The organism is Vibrio barjaei (genome assembly GCF_001639065.2).
Taxonomy (GTDB): Bacteria; Pseudomonadota; Gammaproteobacteria; order Enterobacterales; family Vibrionaceae; genus Vibrio; species Vibrio barjaei.
Genome location: NZ_LQXO02000033.1, coordinates 134,978 through 157,964, shown reverse-complemented (window position 1 = coordinate 157,964; position 22,987 = coordinate 134,978). Strand labels below are relative to the sequence as shown.

The 22,987-nt window shown below is 43.7% G+C and carries 17 protein-coding genes; all 17 read left to right on the top strand.

Going from position 1 to position 22,987, the window contains the following annotated elements; all coding sequences use genetic code 11:
* Positions 1-50 precede the first annotated feature (50 nt).
* From AWH66_RS15695 to tssM, 17 genes are read left to right on the top strand one after another with little or no spacing between them, the layout of a single operon-like run.
* On the top strand, positions 51-1,430 hold the full coding sequence (locus tag AWH66_RS15695) for a type VI secretion system protein TssA (protein WP_063606252.1): 1,380 nt from the start codon (positions 51-53) through the stop codon (positions 1,428-1,430).
* Between the two features lie 32 nt (positions 1,431-1,462).
* Complete coding sequence (locus AWH66_RS15690; RefSeq protein WP_006070756.1) at positions 1,463-1,984, top strand: type VI secretion system tube protein Hcp; 522 nt, start codon at positions 1,463-1,465, stop codon at positions 1,982-1,984.
* 19 nt (positions 1,985-2,003) lie between these two features.
* Positions 2,004-2,510 (top strand): type VI secretion system contractile sheath small subunit, encoded by a 507-nt coding sequence (gene tssB / locus AWH66_RS15685; protein WP_006070757.1) that lies wholly within the window; start codon positions 2,004-2,006, stop codon positions 2,508-2,510.
* Positions 2,507-3,985: a type VI secretion system contractile sheath large subunit gene (gene tssC, locus AWH66_RS15680; RefSeq protein ID WP_063606251.1), complete on the top strand. Its 1,479-nt coding sequence runs from the start codon at positions 2,507-2,509 to the stop codon at positions 3,983-3,985. Before tssB ends, tssC begins: the two co-directional genes overlap by 4 nt.
* 56 nt (positions 3,986-4,041) lie before the next feature.
* Positions 4,042-5,439, top strand: a complete 1,398-nt coding sequence (locus tag AWH66_RS15675) for a type VI secretion system contractile sheath domain-containing protein (RefSeq protein WP_063606250.1) — start codon at positions 4,042-4,044, stop codon at positions 5,437-5,439.
* Positions 5,436-5,852, top strand: a complete 417-nt coding sequence (gene tssE, locus AWH66_RS15670) for a type VI secretion system baseplate subunit TssE (RefSeq protein WP_063606249.1) — start codon at positions 5,436-5,438, stop codon at positions 5,850-5,852. The genes AWH66_RS15675 and tssE overlap by 4 nt, the downstream gene beginning before the upstream one ends.
* Entirely contained in the window at positions 5,845-7,605 is a 1,761-nt protein-coding gene (gene tssF, locus AWH66_RS15665) for a type VI secretion system baseplate subunit TssF (protein ID WP_063606248.1), read from the top strand. The genes tssE and tssF overlap by 8 nt, the downstream gene beginning before the upstream one ends.
* Entirely contained in the window at positions 7,596-8,552 is a 957-nt protein-coding gene (locus tag AWH66_RS15660) for a type VI secretion system baseplate subunit TssG (RefSeq protein WP_083400048.1), read from the top strand. Before tssF ends, AWH66_RS15660 begins: the two co-directional genes overlap by 10 nt.
* 44 nt (positions 8,553-8,596) lie before the next feature.
* A complete protein-coding gene (gene tssH / locus AWH66_RS15655) occupies positions 8,597-11,203 on the top strand; it encodes a type VI secretion system ATPase TssH (RefSeq protein ID WP_063606247.1) in 2,607 nt (868 codons plus the stop codon).
* Positions 11,204-11,219: 16 nt separating this feature from the next.
* Positions 11,220-13,811 (top strand): MFS transporter, encoded by a 2,592-nt coding sequence (locus AWH66_RS15650; RefSeq protein ID WP_063606246.1) that lies wholly within the window; start codon positions 11,220-11,222, stop codon positions 13,809-13,811.
* Positions 13,808-14,854, top strand: a complete 1,047-nt coding sequence (locus AWH66_RS15645; protein WP_063606245.1) for an ABC transporter substrate-binding protein — start codon at positions 13,808-13,810, stop codon at positions 14,852-14,854. Before AWH66_RS15650 ends, AWH66_RS15645 begins: the two co-directional genes overlap by 4 nt.
* A gap of 1 nt (position 14,855) precedes the next feature.
* A complete protein-coding gene (locus AWH66_RS15640) occupies positions 14,856-15,575 on the top strand; it encodes a type 2 periplasmic-binding domain-containing protein (protein WP_063606399.1) in 720 nt (239 codons plus the stop codon).
* A gap of 2 nt (positions 15,576-15,577) precedes the next feature.
* Positions 15,578-16,528 (top strand): FHA domain-containing protein, encoded by a 951-nt coding sequence (locus AWH66_RS15635; protein ID WP_063606244.1) that lies wholly within the window; start codon positions 15,578-15,580, stop codon positions 16,526-16,528.
* Positions 16,528-17,019 (top strand): type VI secretion system lipoprotein TssJ, encoded by a 492-nt coding sequence (gene tssJ, locus AWH66_RS15630; RefSeq protein ID WP_063606243.1) that lies wholly within the window; start codon positions 16,528-16,530, stop codon positions 17,017-17,019. Before AWH66_RS15635 ends, tssJ begins: the two co-directional genes overlap by 1 nt.
* Before the next feature lie 23 nt (positions 17,020-17,042).
* On the top strand, positions 17,043-18,374 hold the full coding sequence (tssK, locus tag AWH66_RS15625) for a type VI secretion system baseplate subunit TssK (protein WP_063606242.1): 1,332 nt from the start codon (positions 17,043-17,045) through the stop codon (positions 18,372-18,374).
* A 3-nt stretch (positions 18,375-18,377) separates the two neighbouring features.
* Complete coding sequence (icmH, locus tag AWH66_RS15620) at positions 18,378-19,556, top strand: type IVB secretion system protein IcmH/DotU (protein WP_063606241.1); 1,179 nt, start codon at positions 18,378-18,380, stop codon at positions 19,554-19,556.
* Positions 19,557-19,591: 35 nt separating this feature from the next.
* Positions 19,592-22,987 carry a type VI secretion system membrane subunit TssM gene (gene tssM / locus AWH66_RS15615; protein ID WP_063606240.1) on the top strand — a complete coding sequence of 1,132 codons (3,396 nt, stop codon included), beginning with the start codon at positions 19,592-19,594 and terminating at the stop codon, positions 22,985-22,987.

Sequence of the window (22,987 nt, the reverse complement as noted above, 5' to 3'; positions counted from 1 at the left end):
ATTTTGTTAATTGCTTTGATATGCATAAATGAAATAAACCAAGGATTGGTATGTACAGTTTCGATGACCTCTCAGGCGCTCTATCGGAAGACGCTCCCAGTGGACAATACTTAAAGCTTGATCGTGGCGAATATAGAGCGATCAGAAATGGATATAACACTGCACTTTCATCTTTCAGGCAAATGCTAGAAGCTCCAGATGCATTTGCTGACGAAGAGAAGTCTGAACTCAATGCTCAAAACTGGCAGCAGTTTAGAGAACAGCTCAACGAAGCACTCGGTTCAAAAACAAAAGATACGGAACTTTGGAGCTGGTACATCACTAGCTTGTCATTTGACCGAGAACCTATACCGAAGCTGATTGAAGGTTTTAAACTTCTTCAAAACTACATTGATAACTTCTGGGATACCTTGCACCCAACCCTGCCTGACAATAAGGTCAAGGCGACGGATGAGCCTGGAAAACAGAAGGAACTAGTAGAGTTTCGCATCAAACCGTTATCCCAGTTCATCGGTGATGCACCCGAAGCCTCCGCGCTATTTATGCCCACACAGTTCATTCCCCTTGTTGGCGACATCACTTATTCTCGCTATTTCCAAGCAGAGCGTAGCGGCACATTAAGTGATCTGCAAAACGAAGCTAACGATGCTTTTAGCCTTGAATGTACCGACTTGATTCTCAGCCTCGGGCAATTGGTAGAACAGGTAAATCAGGTAGAAATTGTGCTTTCAGAACGTTGCCAAAGCGATGGCGTACAAGCACTCAGCTTTAAGTTCGTCCGAGAAATCTTCGAAAGTCATTTAACGGCACTGCGAACATTAGTCGGTAACCAATATAATCAGTGGCCATTAGACGAAAAGCACTCTGAAGCAGCTTCTGACGAGACTCAATCTAAACCAGACAACTCTGAGCCGTCAGACGCTAACGATAATATTGACTCAGTCAGTTCTAATCCTGATACCGTTAGTCTTCCCGATGCGACGCCGAATAAAGCACCGGTATCTCCACCCCCAATTTCAGCGACAGTTTCAACTATCTCTACACAGCCTCTAACAAGAGACGCCGCTTATAATCAATTGAGAACTCTAGCGGACTTTTTTAAGCAAACTGAACCACATAACCCCACTAGTTACCTACTTGAACGGGCAATTGTTTGGGGACAACTACCCTTACCAGAGCTGATGAAAATTCTGGTGGGAAACAATTCCAATGCACTTAATCAGATCGATTCACTGATTGGAATGAATGACACCCCTATAAACATGGAAAACAACTCACTATCAACTCAGTCTGGTGGTCACTCTCAGCAGTACACAGAGTCTCCTACTAGCAACTCGGATGATGCCGAATCCTCGGCATCAAACCAATCCAACAACAATGAAGTAACTCAAGCTACCGCAAATTCAGACGTTTCTGATTTTGAATGGTAACGGTTTAACGCGATACGCGAAGGAGAAAACTGATGGCTTCTATTTTTATGAGAATTGACGGAACCAAACCTAAAGGTGCAGCAACCGTTGAGAAAATTGGTGGTAAAGATGGGTTCTTTGCCATTGATAATGTGTCTTGGAGCGCCGTTCGTGGCGTAGGTATAGATGTTGGTAACGCCAATAATGCTGACCAAGGTATGGTGGCTCTAGGGGAAATCACTATTGGCCGTGGCTGTGATGGTGCCTCACCTTATCTAACGACTTTCTTATATGCGCCTGGTGCTGAAGGTAAAACCATTGAAGTGGTAATGACTAAACCAAATCGCGAAGGCTCTGGTGCTGATCCGTACCTTATCTTAACGCTGAAAAACGCACGTATGTCTAACTACACAATGACCGGAACAAACGGCTCATTACCAAGTGAGAGCTTTGCGCTGACCTACACCGAAATTTCTAAAGCTTACTATATCGAAGGAGAAGGCGGAAAAATCGAGAAAGGCCCAGAAGTCGGCTTTGACGCAACTGAAGCGAAAGTCACTTCAACCGCTAGCTAATTAATCAAGGAGAGATGTTGTGGCACTAAATTCTCAGCACAAACGCGTAAGTAAGAACCGCGTTAGCATCACATATGATGTGGAAACCAATGGAGCAGTGGAAACAAAAGAGCTGCCTTTTGTTGTGGGTGTAATCGGTGATTATTCTGGTCATAAACAAGACAAAGAAGATGTTGAAGATCGCACATTCTATAACCTAGACAAAGATAACTTCGATCATGTTATGAAACGCGTTGGTCCTGAGTTATCTATGAAAGTAGACAATGTTCTTGCCGAAGATGATAGTCAATTTGAAGCAAGCCTTAAGTTTAATTCTATGAAGGACTTCGAACCTGAAGCCATCATCGACCAAGTTGAGCCTTTAAAAAAGCTCGTAGAGACTCGCAACCAGTTGAAGGTATTACTTTCTAAAGCTGACCGTTCTCGTGATCTAGAGAAGCTATTGAAAGAAGTGCTGCAAAGCGCAGACACCATCAACGCTTTGTCTCAAGAACTTGGTATTGAACAGAAAGGAGCAGAAGAATGAGCACTGAATCAGACGTACAAGGCCAATCGTCCGTTGAGGAAGGCTCACTGAGTTTCCTTGACAGAGCGATTGAAGCCACAACACAAACTCCTGCGGATACAACTAAAGAGCTGTTTTCAGTACTTGCTGAACAGGCCCTTTCAGGCACCGTAACGTGGGATAAAAACTTAACTAAAACCATTGAAAGTGCTATCGGCGAAATCGATAAGAAGCTGTCAAAGCAGCTTTCTGCGGTGATGCAACAAGACGACTTTCAAAAGCTTGAAGGCTCTTGGCGTGGTCTACAAAAACTCGTCAAAGAGAGCGATACTGGGCGTTCATTGAAAATCAAAATGGTTGATTTCTCACAAGACGAACTACTTGAACAATTTGAAGATGCACCGGCGATCGACCGCAGCCCTCTTTTTAATGCTTTGTACCAAGATGAATATGGTACTGCAGGTGGCGAACCATACGGTACATTCATTGGTGACTATGAGTTCAGTGCAAAAGATGAAGATGTAGCACTTCTTCGCTATATGGGCGAAGTAGCTGCGGCTTGCCACGCTCCATTCATTGCCGCAGCCAATGCACAAATGTTTGAGTTCAATGACTTTTCTACATTTGAAGAAGGCAAACCTGTCGCAGCAGGCTTTGACTCTCCTGCATACGCTGCTTGGAACTCGTTCAGAGAAAGTGATGATGCGCGTTATGTCACTCTAACACTTCCTCGTACTATGGCTCGCTTACCATATGGACAAAAAGGGCTGAGCACAGACGTCTTCGCTTATGAAGAGCTGGATGTGGATATGGATGGTAATCCGAATCCGAAAAATAACGATGAACTTGTCTGGTCTAATGCGGCGTATGACTTAGGTCTTAAAATGACTCAAGCATTCACTGCCTACGGCTGGTGTACTGCTATTCGAGGCCTTGATAACGGCGGTAAAGTAGAGAACCTACCTAACCTAACCTACAAGACTGAGGCTGGCGATTTAGTCCAGCAATGTCCAACAGAAGTGAATCTCACCGACGAACGAGAGAAAGAACTCAGCGACCTTGGTTTCCTTCCTCTAGTCCATTATAAGAACACCAACTATGGCGTTTTTATCGGCGGACAAACCACCCAGAAACCGAAAACCTATACCGATCCCGATGCAACGGCTAACGCTGCTATATCTGCACGACTGCCATACATCATGGCAAGTGGTCGAATTGCCCACTATTTGAAAGTAATGGGACGTGATCGTTTGGGTTCGAACATTGAAGCACCCGATATTCAACGTGAACTTCAACTTTGGATCGACCAATACACCAATGCTGGTGCGATTGGTAACGATTCTCGAGCTCGTACGCCACTGGCAGAGTCTCGTATTGAAGTGGTTGAACAACCAGGTAAACCAGGGGCTTATTCTGCGATTGCACACCTAAGACCATGGCTTCAACTCGAAGAACTCACCACCTCTGTTCGCATGGTTGCGAAGATTCCTGGTTAATTGTGATAAGCCGCAACCCTTGTGGTTGCGGCTAAATGCTGCGGTAGTTGATGTAGATGTTTAGTACAGACTGGCAAAAACAATTTAACGCGCTCGACCCCAAACAAGACTCATACTTGTTTGATGCACTCGCAATGATGGTCGAACTTGCTAAAGAAGAACACCACCACTCTACTTATTCAGCAGAGCGTCTTATTGCGCAAATTACTCAACTCATTCTTGCCTTAGATGAGCGTCTTTCCAAACAAATGGATCTCATTCTGCACAATGACGACTTTCAAGCTCTAGAGGCCAGTTGGCGTCAAGCGCTTTATCTCGCAACACAACCCGTCAGCAGGCAAAGAACCAAACTCAAAATTCTTGATATGAGCTGGGAAGAGATATCAAACGACCTCAATCAGTCATATTCCATCAAACAGACTTTTTTGTTCAATACCATTGGCAATAAAGAACTGAATACACTGGGTGGACAACCCTTTGGTTGTATCGCCTTCACACACCCTATTTCCATGGACCTAGATGTCAATAGCGAATTTGACGACATCTACACATTGGGTCTAATTGGTCAGTTGGGCGAACAAACTTTATGTACCATGCTCGCTTCCCCTGATTCACTTTTTTTCGCTGACTCTGGCGCCGACTGGCTTTCCAATACTCAAAGAATAGAAAAAGTCTTAAACGGCCCCGATTACACTGCTTGGCAAGCTCTGCGCAAGCAACCTAGTGCTCGTTTTCTTGGCTTAGCGATGCCACGCATCAAATTGCGTCAGCCGTACAAAGATCATCGCTGTGGATTCCTTTACCAAGAAAAAGGCGCCACGTTATGGGGATACGCCAATATTGCTTTCTTATCAACGGTTATGAAAGAACACCATCGTATCGGTTGGTTTGGCTTCTTAAAAGCTCGTTGGAGTGATAAAGAACAAGGGGCTCTTCTGGCTTGGAAACATAAAACATCTGAGCTTACCTACAGCGAATGTGACAGCTATTTGTTTGGCAGAATCGCTAGCTTCTATTCCAATCAAGGTTTTATCTCTCTCGCGAGAAACGCATTAACGGGCAAGCTCTACTTCTCTGGTAACAATTCTGTGTGGGCACCATCAGATAGTGACAACGATAAAGTTTTGGCTCAACTACAAACGACACTGATGTGTTGCCGTGTCGCCCATTTTCTCAAAGTTCAAGTACGCGAAATGATTGGTAGCTTCAGTGATGCGCGCGAATGCGAACAGTTTCTCCGTAACTGGATTGAGAAATTCTCCAGTAACGTGAACTACGCCAACGAAGAGACCTTGGCAAAATACCCGCTCAGCAAAGCACACATTGCCGTTAACGAGATAGAGTCCCTTCCCGGCCATTTCTCTTGCACGTTACGAATGGTTCCCCAATATCAATTCGACCATTTCAACGGTGAAGTGGTATTAACTACGGAACTTGGGGAGGTGGGCCAGTGAGTTTCTACAATGCTTTTATTCAATCATCTCGCCAAGACGATGAGATTGACGATATTCGCTACCATCTGACTCGATTGTTAGAGTCTGAAGCACCGTTAATTGCTGTTGAAAACAGTCTTTCTGAAGTCAAACGTTCTAGCTTTACCTTCGGTATTACCGATGTTCAGCTACTGACCGCTAACCTCGACCAAACACAGTTGGCAAGAAAAATAGAAACATGGCTTACCACATACGAGCCGCGATTATCCGATGTTTCCGTAGAAATGCTAGAGCGCCGTGAAGGTCAAAACTGTATTCAATTTACTATTTTGGCCAAGCATCTATCTCAGGATGGTGAACAAACCCTCGTCTTTGACTCGAAAATAGCGCTTGGTGACTTCAGTGCCAACATATCAGAGGAAGAATATGACTGATCCTTTGCTTCGATATTATGAAAGAGAGTTAGCTTTAGTAAAGCGTTCCTTAGGATTCTATGCCGAGGAGCACTCTCATATTGCCTCGCTACTAGATATGCATCAGGGGCAAATCGAAGATCCCAGCCTAGCTCGTTTGCTGGACGGCGTAGCCCTGCTCAATGCCAAAACAGAAATGGAATTGGAGACCCAATATTCTCAAGTTATCGATAGCTTGATAGACGTGATATACCCTTCCATCAATCAACGAGTTCCAAGTATTGGTTACGCAGAGCTGAATGCACCGGATGGTATTACAGAGCATGCGAATATTCCAATGGGCAGTCAATTCTCAAATATGATTGGGGAGCAAGAGTGCTTGTTTCAAACGGTTGATAACTTAGCAATCAACCCATTCACCATAACAGATATTTCAGCAACCACAGCACCGTTCCTAGTCCATAAGCCAGAAGAGGCGGAGCTGGCCAATGCTGCACTTCAGATTCAATTATCAACGGGGGATGAAGGCGTCCACTTTTCCTCGCTAGCTTGTTCTGACTTAAACTTCTTTGTAAAAGGTTTTGCTAACAACGCAGATTTATTAGTAGAACTTCTGCTTTCAAACTGTCTTGCTATCTCTTTGTCAGACAGTGAAAACAACACTATTTCTGAGTTAAGCGGTGTGCAATTACAAAGCCGTGTCGGCGATCCTGAGTTCAAGTTTTTACCCGCAAAAGGTAATCAGTTTGATGGTTTTCAAATCATAAGAGAGTTTTTCTTATTCAAAGAAAAGCGACAGTTTTTCGTTATAAGAAACTTTGCGAGCGCTATTAGCAAGGTTAACGACCATCAATGTACTTTGAATATCTTCCTTAATGACATTCCTTCTGAGTTTTTACGTTTATTTGATACCGACGTCATTCGTCTTAATGTTGTACCGGTAATTAATACTTTCGAGCACATTAGCGAACCGATTACTGTAGACGGACGTCGCCTCGCTTATCCTATTCAACCTAATAGTGCTAATGATTCTGTCATCGACATCATCAAGATCCAATCAGTCAAACAAATCACCGCGTACGGCGATGTCGAACTTGTGCCTATTCTAGGGGACAAATACAAACACAGCAAAAAGACTCTCGGTACAAGTACCGCTTATTGGGAAGCGAAAATGAACTTAGAGCGACAGTTTGAAGTCGTCGTTTCGGAGTCTCTTTATCAATCGGAAAATGCCACGCTAATTGCCCGCTTATTGTGCTGCAATGATAAATTAGCCTGTAGCGCGTCTGGTGAACTTGAATGCCGAGAGAGCATTGATCTTCCCGGTGTCATGACACTGATGTATCCACCATCCGCGCCTCAAGATGTGCAAAATAGTGAAAAGTCATTAAGCCAGCTGATTGGACTTTTAACATGTAACTTTAACTCCTTGCTGCAAAGCGATGATCCTGCCTCCATGCTAAAAGGGATTTTTAAGCTATTCGCTCATGATGCAAAAAACCTCGATGAAATAAACACCATCAACAATGTGAAATTTCAAACGCAAGTCTCTACGCTACGGGTTCACAATAAGAATGTCTTTGTTCCAGGAACAGAAATCACTGTAGAGCTCAACTCTGAGATGCCCTACCACTCGTTCTCAATGGTCATGAACGAGTTTTTCAAACAATTCTGCAGCTTTGACCGCTATATACAGCTTAATGTCAACTTATATGGCAAACCACAAAGCGGGCTCTGTTTTGCTAAAGTTCACGGGAATCAACTATGTCTTTAAACCTGTCTAGTTCACCTATGAACCGCCTCCGCAATCAGCCCGATGATTTTGAGTTTGCTCAAGCGATTCGTGTTCTTCAGTCATATTGTGCTGACCATCCTCAGAACCGCACTCGATTGAAACTAGAATCAGAAGCCATTCCCAGTGGGGACTTAAGTGACATTAGTAAGATAGAGGTTACCAATAGACAGATACGTTTATCTATCGCAAAGACTGCCTTGTCCGGCGTATATGGTGTCATCCCTGATTACATCTATGAAGAACTGCTTGAAGCATTACATCAGGAAGACGAAGGATTAAAAGCCTTTCTTGACGTCTTCAACCAACGTCAGTTTGAGCTTACTTACAAGCAAGAGACACGCGCTTGGTTACTGCTTCAAAGTGAGCAAAATAATAAGTTAAGTACCACACTTTATCATTTGTCAGGCTTAGAAAATAGCAATCGACATTTGATTCAATACACCATGTTGCTCGGTCAAAATAGCCGAAACATTCGTACGTTAGAGCAACTATTAAACGACTACTACGAACTGAAGATATCGGTACAAGTCACTCCATACGAGACTCGAAAGCTACCTGAAGCCGCAACCAGTAATATTGGTAAATCTGTTAGGTCTAGGAAAAACAATAAATTAGGTCACGGTTTATTAATAGGAAGTCGCTGTGATGTTCCTAGTGCCAGCATTAAAGTTTATATCGAGCCTCAGAATAGACGCGAAGTCGAACAGCTCAAACGGGATTCAAGATTAGCAAACGATGTGAAATCAACGGTTCAACATTATCTCAAAGATGACACTCCAGTAACGATCTATCTACTCATTCTTAGGCAGCATCTAAATGCGCCAGTTCTTAGCTCCAACGCTTTAACCTCTGCGAAGCTGGGAGAAGTCGACTGCTTAGCTCCTGAGCGTTTTCCACAATCCAAGGTACGAATAAGGCTACGCTGATCTAGCTTTAGGACTCTAGGGATATCAAAAAAGGGAATTTATACATGGCACAAGTAACACTCACTAATTTAGTTAGCAAGCTCTCACCCGAGTTAAAGCAGGCTCTAGAAGTATCGGCTGGAGCAGCAATGAACCAAGGGGTGCCCGCTATCGAAGTAGAGCATTGGGTTTTGCAGCTCATCTCGCAGAAAGACAAAGGTCTAGAAAATCTCTGTCGTTCTCAAAACATTGCTCAAGATGCTTTGGTTAGTGAACTCACGGATAAAATCACTCGTCTTCCTAAAGGAAGTGAAGGACAACCAACTTTAAGCCATGAGCTCACTGAATTGATTAAAGATGCGTGGATGATTGCCTCGGTAAACTACGGACATAGTGAAATAATCAGCCTGCACCTTATTCAGTCCATGCTTCAACAAAACGTGATGGGTGTTTCCACGTTGAAGCTTGAGAGCTTGAAAGATGTTTCCACTGAATCTTTACAGGGTCTTATTCGAAAAAGTGGTGCTTCGACTTCTACCACCTCCTCTGGCACTAGCACTGGCGGCGAGTCATCTAGCGGTGGCGATGCGCTCTCAAAGTACACTATCAACCTGACCCAACAAGCTCAAGATGGCAAGATCGACCCCATTTCTGGACGCAACAGCGAAGTGCGCAAAGCCATTGATATTTTGTGCCGTAAGAGACAAAACAACCCTATCTTCGTAGGAGAACCCGGCGTCGGTAAGACCGCAGTGGTTGAAGGCTTAGCACTTCGAATTGCAACTGGCGAGGTGCCAGCGGCGATTCAAGGTGTTCAAATTCATTCTCTCGACCTTGGGCTCCTCCAAGCGGGTGCGAGCGTTAAGGGTGAATTTGAAAACCGACTAAAAGATGTCATTAACGAAGTTAAAAACTCCGAGGAACCCATTATCGTCTTTATTGACGAAGCACACACGTTAATTGGTGCTGGCGGTGCAGCCGGACAAAATGACGCCGCTAACCTGCTGAAACCGGCCTTGGCTCGTGGTGAGTTCAAAACCATCGCAGCAACAACTTGGGCGGAATACAAAAAGTACTTTGAGAAAGATCCTGCTTTAACCCGAAGATTCCAAGTTGTCACCATTGAAGAACCAAACGCAGAAGATGCAATGCAGATGCTAAGAGGGGTTGCCGACTCACTTCAAGGACATCACGGTGCATTCATTACCGAATCAGCCATTGCAGCCGCCGTTAATCTATCAATACGCTATTTACCATCACGACAACTTCCAGACAAAGCCATTAGCTTGCTCGACACTGCAAGTGCTCGAATTGCCTTAACTCAAGGCGCAAAGCCAGAAATTATCGAGTCTTTAGAACAGATGATTCGCTATCAAGAAAACGAATTAATGGCATTAGCTAAAGAGCAAGCTCTATTCGGTGGCAATGAAGCCGATATTGCAGAAGTTACGCAGCAAAAAGAGCAAAACCAAAACAAACTCGATGCGTTAAATGTCCAGTGGAATCAAGAAGTTGAACTGGTTGATAAAATTAAAGCAATACAATCTGATATCAGCAACGCGAGCAAAGAAACCGAAAACCCTGAGCAACATACTGCAGAACTGAACAAACTGCGAGACGAGCTGGCAGAACTACAAGGTGAGACGCCTCTGGTTCACGCATTAGTTGATGAAGGAACGATTGCTGAAGTGATTGCAAACTGGACCGGAATTCCCGTTGGAAGCATGCTGAGTGATGAAATTAAGAAGCTGCTTACTCTGGAATCCGAGCTCGATAAGCGTGTGATTGGGCAGAATGTAGCAAAACAAGAGCTCGCTAAAGCAATTCGTATTTCTAGAGCAGGCTTGACCGACAACCGTAAACCTATCGGCGTGTTCTTGATGTGCGGCCCAAGTGGTGTTGGTAAGACTGAAACCGCCATGGCACTTGCAGAACAACTCTATGGTGGTAGCAACGACATGACCATCATTAACATGACGGAGTTTAAAGAAGAACACAAAATATCAATGTTGCTCGGTAGCCCAGCGGGCTACGTGGGCTTTGGTGAAGGCGGAGTGTTAACCGAAGCGATTAGACGTAATCCATACTCTGTTCTGTTACTTGATGAGATGGAGAAAGCCCACCCCGGTGTCCATGACCTGTTTTATCAGATCTTCGATAAAGGACATATCAAGGACAGTGAGGGCCGCAGTGTCGATTTCAAAAATACCATTATTATCATGACGTCAAATGCGGCTGACCAAGCTATTTGCGATGCTTGCGACGAAGCTGAATCCCAGCTTGATAACAGCACGCTGCTAGAAATGATTCGACCTGATCTTCAACGTTACTTTAAACCCGCATTCTTAGGCCGCACAACTATTGTGCCTTACTACCCACTTAACGATAGTGAGTTAGGCAAGATAACCGAAATATCACTGAATCGTATTAAGAAAAAACTGGCTGAGCAATACCAAGCATCATTCCGATGGGATGAGTCATTCATTAACTATGTTGTGGAGAAAAACAACGATCCAACAACTGGCGGTCGCGCGGTAGAACAGATCATTAATCGCTCACTCATGCCCAAGTTAGCTGAAGAGTGTATTAATCGCTTGAGCAGACAAGAAGCCATAAATCATGTAGAGGTCTCCGGCGATGACAAAAATGGTTTCTCTTTAAGTATTAGCTAACAAAGAGGCGATAGTGATGAGTCGACAAAAAACGAACAATAAGAGTGAAAATACAAACAGCAAGTCTCGCGGTATGTTACCGGGGCTTAGCTTCAAGCTTTCTTTCGCTATTTTTGTCGTCTTGTCACTGTCTATTTTCCTGACCGCCAGCCTAAACTACCTTAATTTTGATAAGCGTTTAACTGAGACGACTGACTCCAAATATAAGGTGGTGATGCAAGAAACGTTGTCCGACATCAACAATGCTATTGCCTTCGGTGTTCCTCTGCATGGCATCAGCAATGTGCAGTCTTTATTGGAGCGTCATTTAGCCAGCGTTTCTGGCCTTATCGCTCTTGAAGTTACCGATAGACAAACTGAGCGACTCTACTTTGCCAACCAAGCTGAGGTCTCGATCACTGAGAGCCAAACTAAACAGTTACGCACACCTATTTACAATGCATTCGGTCAGTTGGACGGCGAGATCTCACTCACATACTCCCTCGAACATTTAGGCTCGTTGCGCAGTGGGCTCATTTCAAAAAGTGCGTTCTACGCTGTAATTTGGATAGCTATTGCAACACTGTGTAATTTAATTTTCATTCACGGTATCACAAAGCACATGTTGCGCCGAACCTCGGAGATCGATCAATGCTTGTCTTCGAAGGAAATTGCAGGATGTAAATTTGAACTTGCGAGCCAAATTATGGAGGGCAACCAACAACACTTGACCCGTTGGCAAAAATTCAGACAAAGACACACCACTATGTTGATTCTAGTGTTGGCGTTCACCACCACTTTTGTTGCCAACTTTATGACTTCATTACAAATGATGGACTACTTCGCGGATATCTATCAACAAGAATTAAATGAAAAAGCCTCCATTATTGCCTACTCACTCGTACAATTGCTAGATTACCTCATAGCAAACGGCTTTGATGTCGCTAATCTACGTGGCCTTGGTAATGAATTAGCCAACTATTTGGCCAATCACAACGACATTATCGCGATGTCTATCGTCCAAGAGTCACAAACATTAGTGAACGCTGGTGCTCAATTAGATGAGTTGCAACTCAACACCCATTTGTTTCCACTCAATAACCACGACACCATCGCCTTAACCATATCCTCTGACAAGAATCTCGTTGCCACTCTCCTCAAAGAGAACTTGCTCGATATGTTATCCATCTTGGTTGCCTCTTTGCTAGTCGTTACTGAAGTGATTCTTTTCCTATGTAACTATATGATCATGTCACCGTGGCACCAATTAAAACAGTTAGTTGCTCGGCTCAGTAAGGGCTTTTCGGACACAACAGCCAAGGTCACAAGCCGCGATGAAATCAGCTCGCTGCTTGAGAAAATAAACCGAGCAACCCTAACATCGAACACCCCGCAAACATCTGTAATTGAACATCAGAACTATCGCTTTGTCCGCCTGCCCTTATTTTTGTTTGTCTTTGCCGAAGCGGCGTCTCTGTCTTTCTTTCCAAATTATGTATCGACTTTAGTCATGGATGTCTCTTGGATACCATTAAGTATGCAAGCGAGTTTTCCAATCTCGTTATTCATGTTGGTCTGGGCGATTTCTCTACCCTTTGCGGGATACTGGTCGGATAAATTGGGACGACGTAAGGCGCTTATCATTGGTGGTTTGGTTATTACTGTTGGCATGGTTTCCACCAGTTTGTGCAATACATTATCCGCGATGCTTCTCAGCCGAACGATTACCGCATTAGGTTATGGATTAGTGTTTATTTCAGCGCAAGGTTTTGTCAGTGACTATACCGACAACTCAAATAGAACCAAAGGCATGGCGACATTCTTGTCTTCGTTCTTCTCGGGCTCTTTATGCGGAGCAGCAATAGGAGGCTTACTTGCTGACCGTATTGGATATAGTGGCACCTTCTTCTTGGCTTCGGGGATCAGCATCGTTGGCGTGTTGTTAGTTTGGAGCTTCTTCGAACAAGGCGACAATAACCAGTCTTCAGTGCCAATTAAGCTATCCGACTTTAGTGATCTGTTGAGCAATAAACACTTTGCTGTTATCAGCTTTTGTAGCGCTATTCCAGCCAAAGTAGTTCTAACAGGCTTTCTCTATTATTTATGCCCCGTTTATCTGCAGCACCTTGGCGAGAGCAATGCCATGTCTGGACGTATTTTGATGATCTATGGGTTAGCCATTGTGGTTATCTCTCCCTTAACCGCGATATGGATAGACAGGTTTAAAAACAAGCTTGTCTTCGTAGTGATTGGCGGGCTGTTGTCCTCATTTGCTTTGCTCAACATCTATTACTCTAATGGCACCCTTGGATTACTAGTTGTTGTTCTCGTTGTTGGTGTCGCTCACAGCATCGGTATTTCACCACAGATCCCTTTGGTGATGAGTCTAATGAAAGTCTCCACCAGTGAACGAGGTAAAGCGATTGGTATCTTCAGACTAACAGAGAGAATCGGTAATGTGACAGGCCCTGTATTAACCGGCGCATTACTTGGCATTTATGGGTTTATTAACACCGTAATGATCCTCGGCGGACTGCTATTTTTCAGCACCATAAGCCTCGTATTGGCCTATTACTTTTGGCAAAAGAAAGACAAATTATTTAGTGACGTTGAAGGGGCTTCCGCATGATTAAATCGCTTCAATCCATCGTCTTAATCGTAACCTTGCTGCTTTCGTCGGTAGTCACGGCCACCAATGAAGATATTCCTGCATCTAAATTACAGGACTCCAAACATGTCGTCATGCTGCTTTGGCGAGGAGTGACACAAGCAGAGCAAGGCTTTATTGATGAAATGAATAAGAATGATAACGTCCGAATCACTATTTTAGATGCAGATAAGAACCGAGAAACTTTGGCTAAGCACATCGACTCCCTTGAAGGTCTTAGACCTGATCTTGTTTATACCTTTGGGACGACCATTACCTTGTCACTTTTGGGTAGTACTAATGCCCCTACAAAGTTTAAAAATAGCGGTGAAATTCCGGTTGTCTTTAATATAGTGAGCGACCCAATAGGTTCAAAAATAGTAGACAGTGTAGATAGTACACAAAGAACCCGAAACTATACCGGGGTTAGTCATATTGTCCCCTATGAAGTGCAGCTTAATGTCATCAAGGAACTGGGAAACATTCGTACTGTTGGTATTTTGTTTAATCCATTAGAAAACAATTCGCAAATAGCGGCGAACACTTTGCTGGCCGTAGCGACACAAAACGGTATTAACGTCAAACGCTACCCAGTCCAGAAAAGGGCTAACGGCATAGACGAGAGCAATATTCAATCTTTGGTCGCTGAAATGAAGAACGATAACGTGGATTTAGTGTACCTACCAGCGGACTCACTACTGATATCGAATGCTAAAGTCATTACGGATATTGTCCACAGTGCGGGGCTACCTACTTTCTCAGCCACAGAATCACCAATACGTAATAGCGGCGCGCTTGTTGGTGTTGTTAGCCGTTATTACTATGCTGGTCAATTTGCAGCCTTTAAAGCGCAGCAAATACTCACCGAAGATACTTTTGCTGGAGATATACCCATTGAGACACTCCAACAGTTTTCGTATATCGTTAATGCCGATACCGCAAACCTAATTGGGTATTTCCCCCCCGTTTCTATGTTGAAAATTTCAGAGTTAGTAAGGAATAAGGATGTTCTTGAAACCCCATAACATGACAAGTTATCTATCTTTTTCAAGGCGATGTACCTTGTTGCTAGCTAGTACCATAATTTCACATGGTGCTGCGGCCAATACCATAGGCCCATCTAGATTGATGTTAACAACCCAAGACTGGCCCCCCTATCAATATTATGAACATGCCGAGATGAAAGGTGTCGCGATTACTACAGTGAAGTGCGCACTTGGCTCAATGAGTCAACCATACCAATTTACTATGACCAGTTGGTCTGATGCCCAAATGCGAGTCCAAAATGGCAATCAACATGGTTTTTTTGTCGCGACTGAAACACTGGAACGAAATGAGTATGCAGCAGTTTCAACCCCGATTGCCGAACAGAAGATTAACTGGTACTTCGGAGCGGGTGTTGAACCCAAAATCACCGAATTGAATAAACTCAACCTCAAATTTTCTGCAAAATTTGGGTCAAATAAGTGGTTTTGGCTTAAAAGACAGGGATTTAACGTAGTGAAGCAGCCAAGAGATGCTAAAGTTTTATTAAAGCTGTTAAAACAACGTGAAATAGACATTGCACTTGAAGACCAACTGGTTTTTGAAAACGAGTTAGACGTAGCTGGATTATCCAAAGACTACTTTCGCTCACAGCATATGGAAACAAAGAAGATGGGGGTCTACTTTTCAAATCGATTCCTCAAAGAATACTCCGGGTTCTTAACAAGCTTTAATCGTGCAGTGGAAAAGTGTAAGGGGTAACCATGGCCATTAGTATTCATTTAGTGTCAATTCCGGAGCAGGAAGCCGTCGCATCCCGAATTGTCCACCTTCCAGAAGAAGGTGGTGTGATTGGCCGCAGCCCAGATTGTGATGTAGTTCTGCCAGACCACTCCAGTCGAATATCGCGTAAGCATGCTGCCATCACGCTCACCAGTGACGGTTACTTTATTCAAGACTTAAGTCGCAATGGCATTAATCTAAATGATAAATCTGTCCAAGGCGGGCTGCAGCTGCCCGTTAGCGACGGCGATATCATTACAATAGCGGACTATAGCCTTCTCGTCAGCACCTTGACGGCTTCTAAAGCCCCTGCTGCTAACAAAGAAGTCGATGTGCTTGATACTCTTAGTTTCAACATAGACGCCAGCGACGATGTTGATTTTCTTGAAACCAGTTCACTTAGCTCAATACAAGTCGAACCTATGGCCAACGAGTTTTCTACTCAGAATGTACTGGCCGAAGACCCATTTTCAACTGATCCTTTCGAAGGTTTTGAGCAAGAAGAGATTTCTCGATTTGAAGAGCCAGTAAACAACGTACAGCACGTCAACTTTAGCGAAGAAACAGTACCCTCTTCGACCATTGAATTCGTTCCCATGAATAGAGAAAACGATGACATTACTTCATCGTTACAGCAGCTCATTGCGCTATCAAAAGAAAACCAAAGCCTGTTGCAAAACCCATCATTCCAACACGACCAGCTTTTTACAGCCTTGGAACAAACAATAGAGCAATTTTTAGATGAGTTCTGCCCTGAGCAACTGGAGTCTCAGTTTAATGAATATGTAGGCAATAGTCTGTTTGTTAACAAAGAGAAGCGTTACTGGCGTATTTACAGAAAGACCTTCGAGCGCAGACAGAAAAATGGCGATTTTCGCCGCCAATTTAAGGCGCTGTTTATCGAAAATATGCAGCGTGGAGGAGAAGACTAATGCGGTTTTCAATGCTACCGAGCACTTTGTTAGTACTCAGCATTACAGCATGTTCTTCCGATCCTGTCCCTGTGACCACGGCCTATAGCATGACTGTTAATGCGGACGATACCATTAATAAATATCAATCTGACTCGGCTAACCCTGTCGTAGTGAGATTATATCAACTCGCGAGTAAAGAGAGCTTCGAACAAAGCAGCTTTATTACTTTATATAACACTGACCACCAAGCACTTGGAAGTAGCTTGGTGGTCAAACAAGTTTTACCGTCAGTGATGCCCGATAGCAACCAAACTATCTCGCTAGATATCAACAAAAATACCCAATACATCGCCGCATTAGTCGAGTATGCCAACTACCGTGAAAGTAATGGTAAAGCAGTAACTGCTGTACCCACTGATGGAGAAAGTAGCATCGCGCTTAGACTATCTGGACTTAATGTAGAGCTTGACATAGTTGCTCCAGAGTCCAGTTGGTGGCAGATATTCTGATAGAACGATAAAAAGGATTTTTCGTGGACGCGCATAAGAAAGTAGTATGGAAAGAAGGCATGTTTATTGCCCCTCAACATTTTCAACAGCAGGATAGATTTGTCCAAAACTATGTGAGACAAAACGTCGACACACTCTCACACTTTGCCCCGTTTTTTGGTCTAACAGAGCTCTCCATCAACACTGACCTACTAAAGATTGGGAAATTAGCCATCACTCAATGCTCAGGAATTTTTCCTGACGGCACGCAGTTCAATACCGTCAAAGAGGTGGCCATAAATATCCCTGTTGGTACCGTGGATAACACGATTTATCTTGCTCTCCCTCTAGCTCTGCAAGGCAACAACGATTATTGCGAGGATGAGAGCGGGACGAATCGCTATGTCACCAAATCCATCAATGTATTTGACTCAGCAACTCATGAAAACACCAGCCTTGAAGTGGATGTCGCAAGATTAAACGTTCAACTTCTGTCTGACCATGATGACCACTCAGGTCACTCGTTGATTCCAGTCGCTCGCATACTTGAATGTACTGAGGCAGGCGAGGTTATTTTAGACCGAGCATTTATCGCAGCGTGCCTTCACTACGGCGCTTCACGTTATTTGACGGATAAAGTCAAAGAAACTCACGCTCTACTGGTCAGTCGAACACAAAACTTATTTAAGCGTATTCAAGCGGGTCAGAGCCAAAAAAGTGACCAATCGTTGATGCTTGATTACCTATGGCTGCAAACTTTGAATAGTTGGATGCCTTGGTTTGATTTGACGTCACAAAATGAGCGATACAGCACTTATGATTTATACGTCCACCTCAATCGTTTTCGTGCTGAGTTGATGGCATTAAGTCCTGAACTCGCACCAAAAGCGAGCGCGCTAAAAGTAGATAAGTTGTACAGTAACTTCAGTCCACTTTTCGCCGACTTACGTAACCTATTGACGCTTGTTCAACAAGACTCCGTGATAGAGTTCACTTGGGATACCGCATTGTTTGAGAAACGCCGACTACTTCGAACAATTATTAAAGACCCACTATCTGTCCAATCAAGGCGCTTCGTACTCAGCGTGACCTCGTCATTATCAGCAGGTGAACTCAGTGACACCTTTATAGCAGCGGCTAAATTAAGCAGTAATACTCGCATTGTTGAATTGGTTCGCAACTCTCTCTCGGGTATCAGCCTCACCGCTCTTCCTGTCGCACCAAGCGAACTTAAACCCGTTCAAGGTACTACCTATTTTGAACTCAATACTTCAGACCCCATGTGGCAAGAGATGTTAACGATGAGGGATGCTTTGGCACTTCACGTCGATACTCGCGTGCCTGATCTTGAAGTACATTTATATGCGCTGAGGTAATCCATGCTCGACTACTTGGATGAAGAGACCGTCATTTGGGAACAAGACCCAAAGAAGAAACTGTCAGAAGTTAGCTCTGATAAGCCTGCGGTATTTCGAACGCCAGATGCTACGCAAATAGAGTTTCTTAAGCACTTCGACAAATCAGAAAATCAGCTTATTAATATCAGTGCTGAGCTCTTGGCGGTGACATTAAAAATCGACAGTATTCCCGAACCAGATGATATAGCCGAGCTAAGAGAACAATTGGTAACGAGGATTAGTGATCTCAAGGACAAGGCGAGTCACCTCAATTATCCTGTGGCTGTCATCGATAAGCTGTGTTTCTTATTTGCTGTAGTTCTTGACGAATTTATCGTCTACACCGATTGGGGTGAAAAACGCGGTTGGGAAAACAAAACTCTTCTCAGCGAGCTGTTTGGAATGAGAAACGGTGGTGAGCTGTTCTTCTCTGTGGCAGAAAAAGCCGTAAGACAACCCAATAAAATGATCGACCTTATCGAGATCATCTATCTTTTCTTGAGTATTGGATTCAAAGGGCAGTATCACTCACAAGGTTCTGAACAGCTTAAACGCTTTATCCACCAGCTAGAACAGATATTAAGTCAATACCGCCAATCGACTCGCATTCACTGTCAAACTCGCGTGGCCCACCCTAAAGTCCGCCGCCCTAGCCGCAAAAAGCGCTATGCCGTTATCAGCTTGCTGTTCGCTACACTTATCGGCTCAACGTTAACCCTCACCTACTTCTGGTATAGTAAAACGCTACCACAACGATCCCGAGATTTTACTTATCTGCCAGATTTCAGCCAGCGATATATTCTGTCTGGGCAAGTTAACGATATTGTGTTTATTTCAAGCGATAGCGACCTTTCGTCCCCTCCTATTAGAGGGAGCCGAGTAGAAGCTCAACAGAGTCCACGTGTTGCCGCCTCTCCAATCAGTAAAGACTCTAAGCTTTGGTTAGTTCAGCTCGCTACCTTCTCAAATGAACAAAATGCACAACTGTTTATTGAGCGTTTGAGCGCTAGCAAGTACGAGCCCCGAGTCGATAGTTACAAACAGTATTTTAGAGTAGTCGTTGATGTTGATGATCGTTCGCAAGCGATTGAAACCCAGAAATGGCTCAAAGATAACCAAAATATCGATTCAATTGTGATCAAGACAAACAAAAAACAATAACGATCTAAAGACAGTTTTCAGGGAAGAAAATAGACATGGCAGATGGAAAAAAAAAGAAGACAACTGCAAAGCCATTAATTAGCGGTATTTCCTCCGGATTTTTGCTTTGTATATTACTGTTGGTAACCGTGTGGCTTACGCCAGCACTTAAGACCTACCTCGTCATAGCGATTGCTCTTTGCATCATTCTATCTGGCATCCTCGGTTTCTTCGTCTATTGGTTTAGCCGAAAGAACAGTAAGCCTAACGACCCTGATGAGAACAAAAAGAAAGAGCTTGTTACTAGACGATGTCAGTTGCTACAAAAGCACTTTCAAAACGTACTTAAAGTTCAGAAGACAAACAAAAGACTACAGAGTCGTTATGATTTACCCGTTTACCTTTGGTTCAGTGATAAACCTCAAAACGATTTCAATGTCATCACTCAAATGGGCTACGAAGCCTACCAAGTAGACGAGTTTGGCAATGATATCGAGTTTCCTATCCTTTTCTGGCTCAGTGAACACTCGTTAGTTATATCGGTCAGCCAAGGAGATGACCAACACCCAGAATACCTCAAGACGCTCTACAATTGTTTAAAGAAATGGCGTCCTAGGCAGGCTCTCAATGGTTTACTACTAGCAACCAGTGCCGACGCACTACTGGGACAAAAAGAAGCCATAAAGATGAGAGCGGATCAGATAAAAGCCGATTTAACGCGATTAAATAGAACCTTTGGTTTGTCTATTCCGGTGTACAGTATTATTACTCACAGCAGCAGCATCAGTGACTTCTGCCAATACTTCTCTGGTTTTGAAGACGCGAGGCGTGAAGATGCATTTGGCTCTATGATGCCCTTTCGAGAACACGGTGGTATTGACGCGGACTGGTATGATCATGCTTATGATGCCTTGATAGGTCAATTAATTGCTAATATGACTAGTGCCCTTTCAGGACAGCTCAACCTAGACTACCGCAAGTCTATCGCCGCTGCTCCACTTCAATTTGGACTGTTAAAACAAAACTTGTGGCTGCAACTAAATCGTATATTTGGCGTCAATCAACTGGGTGATGGGTTGATGTTCCGTGGCTTTTTCTTCACTCACGAAGGAAGTGATAGTAAGAACGTCGATGCACTAGCCGCAACAATCAGCAACGACTTAGGTCACGAGTTCTATCATCCAAAATCTAGTCAGCCAGTTCAGCAAGTACTTTTTGCCCAGCATCTTATGACTCATGCATTGATCCCTGAACAAATGCTTGTGGGAGTAAATAAGAAGAAAGAAAACTGGCTGCTGACCATGCAAACTACTTATACGCTTCTTTGCGCCTTATTGTTAATTGCCATACTCGCCATCATCAAATTTGATTTCGATTTCCAAAGCCAGCGGGAAGCTCGCGCAGATGCTCTTCTAGAGCGCTACAAAGAAGCCATTACCGCGTCACCTTATGACGTGGAAAATCTTGCAGACAATATTCCTAACCTTTATTCACTTCGCAAGATCTACGAACTTTATAATAAGCCCGAACCTTGGTACGTCTTACCGTTCATGCCTTCTTACACTATTAAGCCAGAAGTCGAAGTAGCCTATATCACTGAGTTACAAGCCGTGTTGATGCCTTCTTTAGAAAAGTCGTTGGCCAATGACTTATTCGTATACGTAAATCTTGAAGAGCAAGCGACAACACTTTCATTACTCAATAGTTATCGTCTGCTATTTACTCCTAACAAAAACAATACCGAGGAACTTAGAGCCTATTTTGTTCAATCTCTGGAGGATCAAGGAGTAGGTACAACGAGTACTCTCAATCAATTGACCAGTTTACTTGATGATGCCTTCTCCAATCATTTGATACCTGAAGAATCTAATACTGACTTGGAGCAACTGGCTCGTAAAGTCATTAATCAAACAGGTATTGAAACGCTGCTGTATCAGCATATTAAGAGTCAAACCAAATACGCCAATCGAATAGATATTCGCTCAGAGCTTGGTAGCAACTACTCTCAAGTCTATTCATTTTCTTCTGGCTATGTGGGTTACCTTGTTCCCCATATTTATACCCCGAGTGGATTTACCGAGTTAGATCTTTCCGTAGACTCCCCTATTATCAAGGAAGCTTTATCAGCCTACGCAGGTGTTGCCGGCGAAGCACCGAGCGCATTGGAAATGTATCGGATTAGTCGAGACCTACGCCAACTCTATAAAAATGACTACATCAACTATTGGAAAGACTTCACCAATAACATCGTCGTCAATCCGGTTAAAGATGACACTGAACTCAGTCGCCTTCTAACGTTGTTGACCAACGCGGGAGATAACCCGATCCAAAATTATTACAATACAGTCAGTAAATATACGACGATAAACCTAGAGCCAGTAGAACCTACTAAAGACGAGAAAGCTGCCGAAAAAGAACAAACACCAATTGACCAAGACCAAATGGAAGCGATGAGACTGATTAATGTCAGTTTTTCCGACTTTCATAGCTATGTCAGTTCAGTAAACGACGCACCAAAACCAGTAGACCAATGGCTAGCTGCAGTCAAAGCCGCGAAAACTTACCTTGATACTTTCTATCAAGCTGAAGATGCACGCAAACTCGCTTATGACACGTTGGCAAAGCCATTACAAAGCTCCAACCCTATAGCCGCTATACAGCTCATCGCCTCAACACAACCCACTATGACTAAGAGTTTGTCTGATGCGATTACTCAACTTAGCAATGATGCCGTGTTATCGCTGGCGCATCAGCATTTGAACCTGCAGTGGAAAAATTCAGTACTAACCACATTCCAGTCGAGCTTAGCCAGTTACTACCCATTCAGCAAAAATGCAGAAACCGACGCAAGTGTTGCTGACGTAAAAGCTTTCTTTTCTTCAAGTGGCGCTTTTGAGGCTTTCAATAAAAAATACTTAAACTCATTCTTACAAGGCACGGAAGGAAGTCCTTACCTTCCAGGTCTGCTTCCTCGTTCTGGGTTAGAGATCACACAAGAAGTCTGGGATATGGTTGATGTTGCTAATCAAATACGCAGCGCGCTATTTCTGGCATCACCAGACAATGTTTCGGTTAAATTCCAAATGAAAGCCTTAACAATGAGTCCAAAAGCGACAGAATTTATGATTTATAGCGATCAACCACTGTTCACCTACCGACATGGGCCAACCTTGTGGAAGTCTATCAGTTGGGATGGAGAGCAACAGGCAGAAGATAACCTCAATATTGAACTTAAAGATAGCGTAACATCATTGTCCCAATCCAATTTCAGCGGTAACTGGAACTGGTTTAAGCTTATCAACTCACAACTGGTTAAGGCGGATAATCAAGGCGCGGAGATTTCAGTTGGCAACAAAGGCGAGCAAATTCGCCTTTCGGTGAAGACGCAGGGTCAAGTAAACCCATTTACACCCAATTTCTTTACTCAATTTAAGTTACCTGAAAATATCTAA

What these genes read in the sequence shown, in the direction of transcription:
- AWH66_RS15695 (WP_063606252.1), top strand. Translation starts at nt 51, where the DNA reads ATGTACAGTTTCGATGACCTCTCAGGCGCTCTATCGGAAGACGCTCCC.
- AWH66_RS15690 (WP_006070756.1), top strand. Translation starts at nt 1,463, where the DNA reads ATGGCTTCTATTTTTATGAGAATTGACGGAACCAAACCTAAAGGTGCA.
- tssC (WP_063606251.1), top strand. Translation starts at nt 2,507, where the DNA reads ATGAGCACTGAATCAGACGTACAAGGCCAATCGTCCGTTGAGGAAGGC.
- AWH66_RS15675 (WP_063606250.1), top strand. Translation starts at nt 4,042, where the DNA reads ATGTTTAGTACAGACTGGCAAAAACAATTTAACGCGCTCGACCCCAAA.
- tssF (WP_063606248.1), top strand. Translation starts at nt 5,845, where the DNA reads ATGACTGATCCTTTGCTTCGATATTATGAAAGAGAGTTAGCTTTAGTA.
- AWH66_RS15660 (WP_083400048.1), top strand. Translation starts at nt 7,596, where the DNA reads ATGTCTTTAAACCTGTCTAGTTCACCTATGAACCGCCTCCGCAATCAG.
- tssH (WP_063606247.1), top strand. Translation starts at nt 8,597, where the DNA reads ATGGCACAAGTAACACTCACTAATTTAGTTAGCAAGCTCTCACCCGAG.
- AWH66_RS15650 (WP_063606246.1), top strand. Translation starts at nt 11,220, where the DNA reads ATGAGTCGACAAAAAACGAACAATAAGAGTGAAAATACAAACAGCAAG.
- AWH66_RS15645 (WP_063606245.1), top strand. Translation starts at nt 13,808, where the DNA reads ATGATTAAATCGCTTCAATCCATCGTCTTAATCGTAACCTTGCTGCTT.
- AWH66_RS15640 (WP_063606399.1), top strand. Translation starts at nt 14,856, where the DNA reads ATGACAAGTTATCTATCTTTTTCAAGGCGATGTACCTTGTTGCTAGCT.
- AWH66_RS15635 (WP_063606244.1), top strand. Translation starts at nt 15,578, where the DNA reads ATGGCCATTAGTATTCATTTAGTGTCAATTCCGGAGCAGGAAGCCGTC.
- tssJ (WP_063606243.1), top strand. Translation starts at nt 16,528, where the DNA reads ATGCGGTTTTCAATGCTACCGAGCACTTTGTTAGTACTCAGCATTACA.
- icmH (WP_063606241.1), top strand. Translation starts at nt 18,378, where the DNA reads ATGCTCGACTACTTGGATGAAGAGACCGTCATTTGGGAACAAGACCCA.
- tssM (WP_063606240.1), top strand. Translation starts at nt 19,592, where the DNA reads ATGGCAGATGGAAAAAAAAAGAAGACAACTGCAAAGCCATTAATTAGC.